General features: G+C 73.6%; 11 protein-coding genes and 2 pseudogenes. 3 read left to right on the top strand and 10 right to left on the bottom strand.

Going from position 1 to position 12145, the window contains the following annotated elements:
* Nucleotides 1-51: 51 nt before the first annotated feature.
* From KUM32_RS03790 to KUM32_RS03760, 7 genes and pseudogenes are all read right to left on the bottom strand, one after another.
* Nucleotides 52-306 (bottom strand): annotated as a pseudogene (locus KUM32_RS03790) (arginine-ornithine antiporter); the annotation flags it as partial.
* Nucleotides 307-386: 80 nt separating this feature from the next.
* Nucleotides 387-1250, bottom strand: coding sequence for a DMT family transporter (locus KUM32_RS03785; RefSeq protein WP_217140324.1), 864 nt, complete (start codon nt 1248-1250; stop codon nt 387-389).
* Nucleotides 1251-1366: 116 nt separating this feature from the next.
* The gene (locus tag KUM32_RS03780; RefSeq protein WP_217140323.1) at nt 1367-2179 is read right to left on the bottom strand and encodes a hypothetical protein; all 813 of its coding nucleotides are present in this window, start codon (nt 2177-2179) and stop codon (nt 1367-1369) included.
* 208 nt (nt 2180-2387) lie between these two features.
* Nucleotides 2388-2675, bottom strand: coding sequence for an SCO0607 family lipoprotein (locus KUM32_RS03775; protein ID WP_217140322.1), 288 nt, complete (start codon nt 2673-2675; stop codon nt 2388-2390).
* A 141-nt stretch (nt 2676-2816) separates the two neighbouring features.
* Nucleotides 2817-3764, bottom strand: a complete 948-nt coding sequence (locus tag KUM32_RS03770; protein ID WP_217140321.1) for a hypothetical protein — start codon at nt 3762-3764, stop codon at nt 2817-2819.
* A gap of 136 nt (nt 3765-3900) precedes the next feature.
* The gene (locus KUM32_RS03765; protein ID WP_217140320.1) at nt 3901-4851 is read right to left on the bottom strand and encodes a GlxA family transcriptional regulator; all 951 of its coding nucleotides are present in this window, start codon (nt 4849-4851) and stop codon (nt 3901-3903) included.
* A gap of 326 nt (nt 4852-5177) precedes the next feature.
* Nucleotides 5178-5669 (bottom strand): FBP domain-containing protein, encoded by a 492-nt coding sequence (locus tag KUM32_RS03760; RefSeq protein WP_217140319.1) that lies wholly within the window; start codon nt 5667-5669, stop codon nt 5178-5180.
* Between the two features lie 71 nt (nt 5670-5740).
* Here KUM32_RS03760 and KUM32_RS03755 point away from each other — a divergent pair, with 71 nt between their 5' ends.
* Nucleotides 5741-6310, top strand: a complete 570-nt coding sequence (locus KUM32_RS03755) for a TetR/AcrR family transcriptional regulator (protein WP_217140318.1) — start codon at nt 5741-5743, stop codon at nt 6308-6310.
* Between the two features lie 55 nt (nt 6311-6365).
* A complete protein-coding gene (locus tag KUM32_RS03750; RefSeq protein ID WP_217140317.1) occupies nt 6366-7541 on the top strand; it encodes a GDSL-type esterase/lipase family protein in 1176 nt (391 codons plus the stop codon).
* Nucleotides 7542-7556: 15 nt separating this feature from the next.
* Here KUM32_RS03750 and KUM32_RS03745 read toward each other — a convergent pair.
* Both KUM32_RS03745 and KUM32_RS03740 read right to left on the bottom strand, forming a co-directional pair.
* Nucleotides 7557-7934: pseudogene (locus tag KUM32_RS03745) on the bottom strand (type 1 glutamine amidotransferase); the annotation flags it as partial.
* A gap of 83 nt (nt 7935-8017) precedes the next feature.
* Nucleotides 8018-9643, bottom strand: a complete 1626-nt coding sequence (locus tag KUM32_RS03740) for an amidohydrolase (protein WP_217140316.1) — start codon at nt 9641-9643, stop codon at nt 8018-8020.
* A gap of 521 nt (nt 9644-10164) precedes the next feature.
* Here KUM32_RS03740 and KUM32_RS03735 point away from each other — a divergent pair.
* Nucleotides 10165-10905 (top strand): class I SAM-dependent methyltransferase, encoded by a 741-nt coding sequence (locus tag KUM32_RS03735; protein ID WP_217140315.1) that lies wholly within the window; start codon nt 10165-10167, stop codon nt 10903-10905.
* Nucleotides 10906-10913: 8 nt separating this feature from the next.
* Here the strand turns inward: KUM32_RS03735 and KUM32_RS03730 are convergent, their stop codons facing one another.
* The gene (locus KUM32_RS03730; protein ID WP_217140314.1) at nt 10914-12035 is read right to left on the bottom strand and encodes a peptidoglycan bridge formation glycyltransferase FemA/FemB family protein; all 1122 of its coding nucleotides are present in this window, start codon (nt 12033-12035) and stop codon (nt 10914-10916) included.
* Nucleotides 12036-12145 lie beyond the last annotated feature (110 nt).

Raw genomic sequence — 12145 nt, 5'->3', positions numbered from 1 at the left:
GGGCGCCGCTCACAGGCCGATCCAGCCGGCCGCCAGGGCCACGATGCCGAGGACCGCCCCGTCGAGGTCGGGTCTGCGCACGGCGAGGGACTGGAAGACGAAGGCCGGCATCAGCATGCCCGTGCCCGCGACGGCCCAGGCGATGAGCGTCCCCGCCACGCCGGTCTTGGCGGCGGAACGTCCCGGGAGCGAGAACCCCCCGGCGCCCACCGTCGACCCGACGACCATGGCCGTCAGGGTGAAAAGCGGCAGCTTGGCGGCCGGCGGGGACTCCCCGCCGGTGTCGGACGTAACGGCCTTGGACATGCGTGCCTCTGGGTCGCCGAGCGATCTGCGACCACTGTGCATCAGGCGGCGGCTTCGGGCATCCTGTCCCGGCGCGGCGCTCACCGCCCGGTGCGCAGGTCGGTGCCGCGCCGGGCGAGGGTGAGGACGCCCATGACGATCAGCGCGACGCCGAGCACCTGCGGCACCACCCACCAGCCGCCCCGTACCTCCTCGCGGTACAGGACCATGCCGAGCAGGAGGCTCACCGTCACGTCACTCAAGGTGAGGGCGGGCTGGGAGGCGACGAGGGGTCCGCCCTGCATGGCGTGCTCCAGCAGGAGCACGGCGCCCACGCCGACCGCGGCGAACGCGTACGTCTGCCAGGCGGTGAGGAGGCCGACCACGCCGTACCTGTCCAGGTCCCGCATGGCGTCCTTCATCAGACCGGCGGTCAGGGCGTAGCACACCGCGCTGGCCGCGCCGAGACAACCGGCGCGTGCCTTGCCGACGGGGCGGCGCAGGCCGGCGGCGGCCAGCAGCACGGCCGCTCCGCCGCCGGCCGCCAGCGTGAGCACCCAGCGCTCCAGGGGCACGTCGGCCGTGCCGCCGCCCGGCGCGGCCGAGGACAGCGCCACACCGAGTCCGACGACCACCCCGCCCAGGGCGAGCCACACGGCGCGGGGCAGGCGCCGGCCGGTCATCAGCGAGGCCAGCAGCAGGGCCATCGGAAGCTCCAGCACGAACAAGGGCTGTACGAGTGACAGCTGTCCCGTCGCCAGGGCCACCGCCTGGCACACCCCGGCGACGACGACGACCAGCAGGCTGCCGATCCAGACCGGCTGCCGCAACAGGTCGACGACGAGCCCCGGGCGGAAGCCCTGGGACTGCGGCACGCTCAACGCGGCACGTCGCTGGAGCACGGTGGCCAGCGCGTTGCTGAACGCGGCGAGGAGTGCGCAGAGCACCGGCAGCACAACACCCATCCACCGATCCTCACCCGGTTCCGCCCGGCGCGCGCGCCGCACACCACGGAGGGTGCCGGGCACGCGCCTCGGCCCCTTCGGCCGGCCGGGGCGGGCAGCGGCGGGTGCCGTCGTCGTCAGCTGTCGCTCTGCGCGGCGGGCGTCTTCGTCTCGGTGTCCTGCTTCGGCTCCGGTGCTGCGGAGGCGGTGTAGTAGACCGAGCTGCCCTGCTTGGTGCGCTGGGCCTGGTTCTTGGCGACGAGCCCCTCGAGTGTGGTGCGCACGACCGTGGGCTTGATGGCGCGCCCGGAGTGGGCCTCGCCGAGCGCCGTGGCGACCTCGGCGGCGGAGCGCGGCTCGCTCTGTCCCGCGAGGTGGTTGCGGACGAGCTCGACCAGCGTGGGCTGGGCGGCCCGCTTCGCCGTCGAGGAGGCGGCAGAGGAGGCGGCAGCGGCCGAGGACGCCTTGGCTGTCGACGACTTCCTCGCCGCCGGCTTCCTGGTGGCCTTCGCGGCCGACTTGGCGGCCGGCTTCGCGGCCGGCTTGGCGACGGACTTCGGGGCGGGCTTCGCACCCGGCTTCGTGGCCGCGGCGCGCTTGGCCGCGGGGGCGGCCTTCTTGCCTCGCGTCTGCTTGGCGGTGGCCGACTCCGTGGCCGCACCCTCACGGGGAGCGGGCACGGTGGGCTCGGCCTTGGCGTCTGCCTCGGCCTTGGCGTCGGGCTCCGGCGTGCTCGTCGGACGGTCCGGCGCCGAGGTGATGCCGAGCGCCTGCTGCATGTTCACCAGCAGGGCGTGGTCGTGCTGCAACGCGGTCAGCTGCTGCTGCAGAGCGGTGATCTCCGCGCTGACGCGTTCCTGCTCCTTGACGTTGCGCTCCAGGTCGTCGGTCACCTGGACGCTGTACTGCGATGCCAGTTCGGTGGCGGCCTGCATCGTGCTCTCGGACATGGTGTGACTCTTCTCGATTCGCGGGCCGTGAAGGCACGGGAGGAACGGCGGGACATGGTCTGTTCGCCTGTTGGCTGCCGGGCCGGTATACCACGTCGGGCCGCCACCGTGGTATGTGCCGCCCGTTCAGCAGGACTTCGGTGACCCTCCCGAGTAGGTCCCGCCGCCCCTTCCTCGTGCGGGTGTTCGGAGCACGGGCCCCCGGTGCTCACTCGCCCTCGGGCACCTCGATGACCCGCCCGTCCTTGTCGACGGTGTGGGTCTCCCAGTAGGTGTCCCACTTGTCACCGACGTGCTCGGGGACCTTCCCCTCCGGGTAACGGGTGTAACCCTCGGGCGGCTCCTCGCCGTTGGGCGCGCACGCTGATCCGGTGCTGCCGATGGCCAGGACCGGGTACTCACCGCCGCCGCAGATCGCGTCCTCCGTGGCACAGCCGGTCAGTACGGCGGCGGCGACCGCGCAGGCCAGGACCGGACCTCGGACGTACCGCGTCACACGGTTGACGTTCGGGGAAGACGGTCGGTGAATTCGGCTGGTGGTGCGCACGGTTGACTCCTCTGGATGACGTGTGAGGCAAGCCTCCCCCGCCGGGGGAGGGTCTTCATGAGTACGCGTACTCAGAGGGACCGGGCCGGGCTACCTGGGGCGGGGAGCCGAACGGTCCACCTCGCGCGCGGCCGAACGCGCCTGCCGCTCGGCCCGGGCCAGCGCCGTCGCGACCGCCCGACCGGCTTCCTCAGCCTCCCGCCGCTCCCGCTCGACCCGGTCGAGCCGCTCACGTGCCTGCCGCAGCCGCTGCTCGGCGGCGGACACCTCTTCCCGTGCCCGGTCGTGTTCCTCGTTCACCCGCCGCAGTGACGCCTCGGCGTCGGCCTGTTCCGCCCGTCTGTCACTCAGCTGCCGCGATGCCTCCCGCGCCATCTGCTCGGCCCGGGCGAGCTCCTCCTGCCGCCTGCGGCGTCGCTCGGCGAGCTCGTCCTTCGCCCGGGCCCCGGCCGAGGGGCCGGGGAAGGCCGGCCGGGGTGACCGCTCGCGCGGCGCGGATCCGGCCGGGGCGGTGCCCGGGGGGAACTCCGACGGCGGGGTGAGTGACCCCGTCAGACGTCCGTCCGCCCACTGGCCGGCCGCGTCCGGGTCCGCGAGGACCGCGCGCAGGGTCGACTCGACCTCCCGCTGCGCCGCTTCCGACAGGGGGTGCCCGGCCTCGCGGGCGAGCCGGGCGGCCTGACGGGACAGGGCGGAGACGATGCGCCGGCGCTGTGCGGAGAGCTCCTTGAGACCGGCGGCGTCCAGGGTGCGGTGTGCCTCGCGCAGCGCCTGGCCCAGCTCCAGGAAGCGCCGGCTCTCCTCCGGCAGGGAGCGCGTGAGCAGGTTGGCCGCCCAGGCGGCGAGGGTCGGCCGGCGCGCGGCGTGGATACGGCGGGCGTCGTCCTTGCGGCCGGCCGTTCTGGCGGCCGCGGCGTGTTCCTCACGGCGGGGGACGAAGTCGTCCGGCGGCGCGGTGTAGAGCTCGTCGAGGACCGACTCGACCGGTTCCGTGCGCGGATCGCCGGTCTCCTGACGGTGCCCGCCCTTGCGCTGCATGGTCCTCCGCCTCCGCCTCGACGACTGCGCCCGCTCCGGCCGCCCCGCTCCCGCCCTGGGGCGTGAGGTGGCCGCCGGGTGTCACGGGCCGGCACGGCGAGGCCGGCGGTGAGAGGAGTCCCCCCGTCGCCCGCGTTCATGCCTCCTGCGAGCTGAACGTGCGCCGGTAGGCGTGCGGGCTGACGCCGGTGGTGCGTTTGAACCGGTCACGGAAGGCGGTGGGCGAGCCGAAGCCGACCTGGGAGGCGATGCGTTCCACGGTGTGCTGTGTGGTCTCCAGCAGGTGCTGCGCCTGACGGATGCGGGCCCGGTGGAGCCACTGGAGCGGGGTGGTGCCGGTCTGTTCCCGGAAGCGGCGTATCAGCGTCCGGGTGCTCATCCCGGCGTGTGCGGCGATGTCGGCGAGGGCGAGGTCGCGGGCCAGGTTCTCCCGCAGCCAGGTGAGCAGGGGTTCGAGGGCGGAGCCCCGGGGAGTGGGCGTGTAGTCGTGGACGATGAACTGGGCCTGCCCGCCTTCGCGTTCGAGCGGCATGACCGACAGCCGGGCGGCATGGGCGGCGACCGCCGAGCCGTAGTCGCGGCGGATCATGTGCAGGCACAGGTCCAGCCCCGCGGCGGCGCCGGCCGAGGTGAGGATCTGGCCGTTGTCCACGTACAGGACGTCCGGGTCGACCTCGACGTCCGGGTGGGCGCCGGCCAGGACATCGGCGGCGAGCCAGTGCGTGGTGGCCCGCAGGCCGTCGAGCAGCCCGGTGGAGGCCAGGGGGAAGGTGCCCGAGCAGATGGACGCGATCCGTGTGCCGTTCGCGGCGGCCGCGCGCAGCGCCTCGTGCACGGCGGGGGACAGCGGGTCCGCGGGGGTGGCCGTACCGGGCACGATGATCGTGTCCGCGTCCCTCAGCCCGTCCAGCCCCCAGGGCGCGCGCAGCGTGAACGAGCCCGTGTCGATCTCGGGTCGCTCGGCGCACACCCGGATCTGGTAGCCGGGTCGTCCGTCGGGGAGCCGGGTGCGGGTGAAGACCTCGATCGGGGTGGACAGGTCGAACGGGATCACCCGGTCCAGCGCGAGAACGGCGACGGTGTGCATGGCCAGAAGGTACCTCTCCGCCGGGCCGCGACCGCGGTCCTGGTCGCCGGGAGACCGTTGCCACCTCGGTCCGGAGCGCTGTCGGCGGGCCGTGGCGCCATCCCGTCGGAAGCTGTCACGAACGCCACTGGGGGGACGCGTGGTCGGCGCCGGTAGCGTCGCGACCGCCCCCGGCGCGGACGGGACTCCCCGCGGGGAAGGAACCCCGAGGTCACCGGCGGGCGAGCGCAGAACCGCCGTGGCGTGGGGTGACCGCCGTCCGGCCTCGTGCGGCGGAGGACACGGCGGCGGGGGAGCCCCCGTCGTCCTCCGTCGTCTGCGTCGCTTCATGCGATCACCTTGTCGACGAACGCGGCGAGGTTCGCCACGGTCCGCCGGATCTTCTCCTCCAGCGTGATCGTTTCGTGCAGTCGCGCCCCGGCGCCCGCGTCCCGCCTGCCCCGCACGTACAGCGAGCAGGCCAGGTCGCTGCATAGGTAGGCGCCCACCGAGTTGCCCTGCTGCCCGGCCTTGCCGGCCTTCGGGGCGACCATCAGGCTGACGCCGCCGGAATGGGTGGTCAGGCACATCGAGCACATGCTGCGGCGCGTCTGCCAGGAGGCGGCACCGGAGACGCGCAGCGCGAGTGCCGTCGGACGGCCGTCGAGCTCGGTCACGAGGTAGGCGCGGTCCGGGGCCTGCGGGTCCCGCCACCCGAAGTAGTCCAGGTCGTCCCAGGGGCGGTCGGCCAGATCGTGCGGCACGGACAGGCGCTTGGCCGTGCCCTTGGTGCAGTTCACGAAGGCGGCACGGATCTCTTTGTCGGTCAGCGGCTTCATACGACGCAGGCTAATTTGCCTAAAGGTTTTAGGCAAATGCATAATCATCTCAGGCGAATGGGAGGATGATGATGGTGCGTGTGGGACTGACCACGGAACGCCTCGTCCGGGCGGGCGCGGAACTGGCCGACGAGGTCGGCTTCGACCAGGTGACGGTCTCGGCCCTGGCCAGACGCTTCGACGTCAAGGTCGCGAGCCTGTACTCGCACGTGCGCAACTCCCAGGACCTCAGGACCCGGATCGCCCTGCTGGCCCTCGCCGAGCTCGCCGACCGGGCCGCCGCGGCACTGGCCGGCCGGGCCGGCAAGGACGCCCTCGCCGCCTTCGCGGACGTCTACCGCGACTACGCGAGGGAACACCCCGGCCGCTACGCCGCCGCCCAGTTGCGGCTCGACCCGGAGACGGCGGCGGCCAGCGCGGGCGTACGCCACGCACAGATGACCCGGGCCGTCCTGCGCGGCTACGACCTGACCGAGCCCGACCAGACCCACGCCGTCCGGCTGCTGGGCAGCGTCTTCCACGGCTACGTCAGCCTGGAGATGGGCGGCGGCTTCAGCCACAGCGCCCCCGACACCCAGGAGACCTGGACGCGGATCGTGGACGCCCTCGACGCCCTGCTGCGCAACTGGCCCGCCCGGTGACGCCGCCGCCGTGAGCCCCGCCCCGAACCCCCGCACCGCACCAGCCGGAGACGACATGCCCACCACCCACGACTGGATCACCACGCCGATCACCCGGGACCTCCTCCGGGGCGCGCTCGACCTGGAGCGCACCGAGCACGGCGTGCTGCCGCACCGGCTGCCCGCCCGGGCCCGCGCCCAGAACACCGACGGACAGCTGGCCATGGCCGAGTCCCAGCCCTCCGGCGTACGCCTGGCCGTCCGCACCCGGGCCACCGCCCTCGAGCTGGACACCCTGCCCACCAAGCGGGTCTACGTCGGCACGCCGCCACGCCCGGACGGCGTGTACGACCTGCTCGTCGACGGCCGGCCGGCGGGCCGGGGCAGCGTCGCGGGCGGCAGGACCCTGACCATCGACATGGCCGCCGGCACGGCGGCCGTCGAACCCGGGCCGGTCGGCACCCTCCGCTTCGACGGTCTGCCCGAGGGCACCAAGGACATCGAGGTCTGGCTGCCGCACGACGAGACCACCGAGCTCGTCGCCCTGCGCACCGACGCCCCCGTCGAACCGTCCCCGGATCCGGGCCGCAGGATCTGGCTGCACCACGGCAGCTCGATCAGTCACGGATCCGGCGCCGCGAGCCCCACCACCACCTGGCCCGCGCTCGCCGCTTCCCTCGGCGGTGTCGAACTCGTCAACCTCGGCCTGGGCGGCAGCGCCCTGCTCGACCCGTTCACCGCGCGGACCCTGCGCGACACCCCCGCCGACCTGATCAGCCTCAAGATCGGCATCAACGTCGTCAACCAGGACGTGATGCGCCTGCGCGCCTTCACCCCCGCGGTGCACGGCTTCCTCGACACCATCCGCGAAGGCCACCCCACCACGCCGCTGCTGGTCGTCTCGCCCATCCTGTGCCCCATCCACGAGGACACGCCCGGACCGAGCGCGCCCGACTTCACGCGTCTCGCCGAGGGGCGGCTGCGCTTCCGGGCCACGGGCGACCCGGCGGAACGCGCGAGCGGGAAACTGACCCTGCACGTCATCCGGGACGAGCTGGCCAGGATCGTCGCGCAGCGGGCGGCGGACGACCCCCACCTGTACCACCTGGACGGGCGCGACCTCTACGGGGAGGCCGACTTCGCCGAACTCCCCCTGCCCGATGGCCTCCACCCGGACGCGGCCACCCACCGCCGCATGGGCGAACGCTTCGCCCAGCTGGTGTTCACCGGCAAGGGCGCCTTCACGGGCTGACACCGACGGACGTCAGGGCGGGGCCCCCAAGAGCGCCGCCGTGCCGGGGCGCGTACTGCCGAACTCCGGTACGCCGTGGTCGCCCCGGACGGTGCCCCCCCGCGACCTGGGCGAGGAGCTGCCCGCCGAGACGGATCCCGGAGACGGGGGTGCTCCGCTCCAGTGCCCCGGCGACCAGCGCCCGGGTGGGCGCGAGCCAGGGGGCGCGGACATCGTCGTCGGGCAGGCAGCCACCGCCGAGCACCGTGACGCCCTCGTGCTCCGTACGCCGGGGGAGCGGTGCGCCGGCGTAGGCGTGCCCCACCTCCAGTGACAGCCCGTACCAGACCAGTCAGTCACCGAACCGGCCGGCCCGCCCCCCGGATGGTTCAGCACCGCCGGCAGCCGCGACATCCGCCCACCCCCAGCTTCGCACCGTCACCCGTCGGACAACGGCCCGGCGCTCACGAAGCGGCGGGCCGCAGCCCCGCGGCCCGTCACAGACTCGCGGCGCGATGCGTCGGTTCGCCGTCGACGACCGTCAACAGGACCGGCACATCGGCCAGTTCGGTGGCCGGTACGGTCAGCGGGTCGGCGGCGAGAACCGTCAGGTCGGCCCGGTGGCCGACGGCGATCCGGCCGGCCTCGTGCTCCTCGCCCGCCACGTACGCCGCGTTGACGGTCACGCCGCGCAGGGCCTCCAGCGCCGTCAGCGCCTGCTCCGGGCCGTGCGGGGGCAGGCTCAGGTCCCGGCTCGGCCGGCGGTGCCGGGCGCCCGCCATCACGCCCAGCGGCGGGTAGGGGGCGATGGGCCAGTCGGAGCCCAGGACCACGACGGCGCCCGAGTCGTTCAGGTCGCGGCAGCGCCAGGCCCGTGAGGCACGCGGCTCGCCCAGGCGGCGGGACCAGTTGTCGGTGTGGTCGGCCCGGGTGAAGTCGCAGCAGTGGGTGGGCTGCATCGACGCGGCGACACCCAGTTCGGCGAACCGGCGCAAGGTGTCGTCCGGGACGGTCTCGATGTGCTCGATCCGGTGCCGTACCGTGCGATCGCTGCCCGCCTGGGCCTTCTCGACGGCGTCGAGGGCGTGGCGTACGGCCGCGTCGCCGATCGCGTGCGTGGCCGTGGGCACGCCGGCCCGGTGCAGCTCGCCGACGATCCGGGTGTACTCCTGCGGGTCCGGCCAGAAGGCGTGCCGGGACTCACCGTGGCAGTCCGGCTGCTCCAGCCACGCGGTGCCGTTGTCGACGGTGCCGTCCATGAAGATCTTGACGCCGGCGGTCCGCCAGAGCCGACCGCCCTTGCCCTGCTGCTCGATGAGCGCGCGCACGCCCTCGGCGTCGGTGCCGGGCTGGCACCAGGGCGCGACCCGCAGCCGCAGCGGCAGCCGCGCCGCCTCGTCCAGTTCGGCGTAGAAGGCGAGGCTGTCGCCGTTCGCGTCCATGACATGGCCACCGGTCAGGCCGGTGGCGGCCATGGCGCGCAGGGCCGCGGCGAGCCGATCGCGGCGCTCCTCGCGCGTGGGCTGCGGAGCGACCCGCTCCACCAGCTCGCAGGCGGCGTCCTCGAGCAGCAGACCGGTAGGCCTGCCGTCCGCGTCGCACACCACCTCGGCCGTGGCCTGCTCGAAGGTGCGCGGCCCGTCCACCCCGGCGAGCTCCAGCGCACGCCGGCTGGCCAGCATGGAGTGCGCGTCGAAGAGCAGTAGCAGCGCGGGCACACCGTCGAGCACGGCTTCGAAGGGCGCCGACTCGACCGCGCCGCCGGCGAAGACATTGGGGTCCAGGCCCCAGCCGTGCAGCCACGCGCCGGGGGAGAGGTCCCGCACCGCGCGGGCCAGCGCCGCCCGCACCTCGTCGACGTCGGTGCAGCGGGACAGGTCGAGCCCGTGGGTCAGCTCGGCGCCCGAGACGGGGTGGAAGTGCCCGTCGACCAGACCTGGTGTCACCACCGCGCCCTTGAGGTCGACCACCGTGGTCGAGGCGTCCGCGAGCGCGCGGATCTCCCGGTCGTCCCCGAGGGCGGCGATCCTCCCGTCGACCGCTGCCAGCGCGGTCTGCGGCAGGAAAGCGCCGGTGACCGGGTCGAGCAGCCGGGCCGAGATCAGGATGAGAGAGGTGCGCACAGTCGCTCCTTGAGGGCGGTTCAGGGTGGTTCGGTCGGGGCGGCGGTCTTCGGGGTGCCCGCGGGCGGACGGCGGTCGCGTCCCCCGGTGGCGACGGGCTCCCGCCGGACCCCGGGCGGGCCGTCGCCGGTCCCGGCGCTGTCGACGAGGGCGCCGGGAGTGCCGGGGAAGACCGGTGTCCGGAGGGCCGCCGGCAGTGGACCCCGGTGCGCGGTCCGCCCCGCCCTCCAGCCGGAGCCGCCGGAGGGCGATGCCCTCCGGTCCGCCGACCGGTGCCACTCGGAAGGTTGCTGCGATGCTGTCCGCAACGATATCCGCACGTGCGGCCGACCGGATGTGCGGATTCGCTTGTGCGTGGCACTCGGCGGCATGAGATCAATGCTATTGAGTGTGCAACCAATTAGCAAACGCGTAGGCCGCCGGCACCACTTGTGGGGGAGCCTTCCCCGCCGCTCTGCGCGGCCCTGGCGCACGTCGAAAAAGACAGGCGCCGACCGGGCTGCGGGAGGTACGGTCCCCGCATGCCCGATGAGGACGGTTACTTCGGAGAAGGCGTCGCCGCGCGGTACGACGAGTCGACGGCGGACATGTTCACACCCGAGGCGGTGCAACCGGCGGTCGACCTGCTGGCCGGACTGGCGGGCCGGGGAAGAGCGCTCGAGTTCGGCGTCGGCACCGGCCGGATCGCGCTGCCGCTGGCGGCCCGCGGAGTCCCGGTGCACGGCATCGACATGTCCCGGGCCATGACCTCCCGGCTGAGCGCCAAACCGGGCGGCGACGCCATCGGGGTGACCATCGGCGACTTCGCGACGACCAGGGTGCCGGGCACGTTCACGCTCGCCTACCTCGTCTTCAACACCATCAACAACCTGACCACCCAGGACGCCCAGGTCGACTGCTTCCGCAACGCCGCCGCGCACCTGGAGCCCGGGGGCTGCTTCGTCGTCGAGGTGGGCGTCCCGGAGCTGCGCCGTCTGCCCCCGGGGCAGAACGCCGTACCCTTCCGCATCGGCCCCACCGGGTGGGCGTTCGACACCTACGACACCGTCACCCAGGCGATGAGCTCCCACTACGTCACCGTCGTCGACGGACGGGCCGAGTACGAGTCCTGCCCGTTCCGCTACGTCTGGCCCGCCGAACTCGACCTGATGGCCCGGCTCGCCGGACTGCGGCTGCGCGACCGGTGGGAGGGGTGGACCCGGGAGCCGTTCACCCACGAGAGCCGCGGCCATGTGTCGGTCTGGGAGAAACCGGTCGGCTGACGGCGACGTCAGCGCCGCGCCATGTACAGGTGCAGGGCCTTGTGCAGCACCCTGTTGAGCGGGCGGTCCCACTCGCCGAGGTACTCGACCGCCTGGCCGCCCGCGCCGACCTTGAACCGGAGCAGTCCCAGCAGGTGGTCGTCCTCGTCCAGCGTGTCGGTGATGCCGCGGAGGTCGTAGACGGCCGCGCCGAGTTCGTGGGCGTCGCACATCATCCGCCACTGCAGGGCGTTGTTGGGCTGCACCTCGCGCCGACGGCTGGTGGAGGCGCCGTAGGAGTACCACACGTGTGTGCCGACGGTCAGCATCGTGGCCGCGGCGAGCACCTCGCCGTCGTGATGGGCGAGATACAGACGCATGCGGTCCGGGTCCTCGGCCGTCAGCGCGCTCCACATGCGCTGGAAGTAGGCCAGTGGCCGCGGCACGAATCCGTCCCGTTCGGCGGTCTCGAGGTAGAGCTCGTGGAAGGCCGGCAGGTCCTCGGCCCCGCCCCGGACGACCTTCACGCCCGCCTTCTCGGCCTTCTTGATGTTGCGGCGCCACTGCTGGTTGAAGCCGCTCTGGACGTCCTCCAGCGACCGCCCGGCGAGCGGGACCTGACACACGTAGCGCGGCTGGCCGGTGGCGAAGCCGTCCTCGCCTTCGGACCCGGTCGGCCGCCAGCCCATTCGGCGCAGCCGCTCGGCGAGGCCGTCCGCCCCGGGCTCGCGCACCGTGGGCTCCACGTCCCCCAGCCGCCGGGCCGCCGGGTCGGCGATCGCCGCCTTGACCGCCTCGGCACTCCAGCGCCGCGTCACCACGGGCGGCCCCATCCTCACCGAGAAGGCACCCCGCTCCTTCAGGTACGCGAGCATCGGCTCCAGCCACCGCTCCAGATCCGCCGCGCCCCAGTCGATGACGGGGCCCTCGGGCAGATAGGCCAGGGTCCGCCTCAGCTTCGGCAACGGCCGCAGCAGCACCAGCCCCGCCCCTACGAGTGCGCCGTCCTCGTCGAACCAGCCCAGGCTCTCGGCCCGCCAGTCCGGCTTCACGTCGCCCCACGAGGGGGTCTGCAGGTGACTCACGGAAGGCCGGGCCGCGACGAAGCGGAGGTGTTCCGCACGGGTGATCGCCTTCAGGTGACAGCTCATGGGCGGTGCCCCTCTTGTTCGACTGTTCGACGTCGCTCGATGGGCGGCACGGCCGAGCGCGGCTGCCGTCCCGCACCTCACAGGGAATACCGGCGGCGGCCGATTCGCGC

The sequence above is a fragment of the Streptomyces sp. AC627_RSS907 genome (assembly GCF_019049165.1).
Note: the sequence above shows the minus strand (reverse complement) of the source record. Positions and strands in the feature narration are given on the sequence as shown.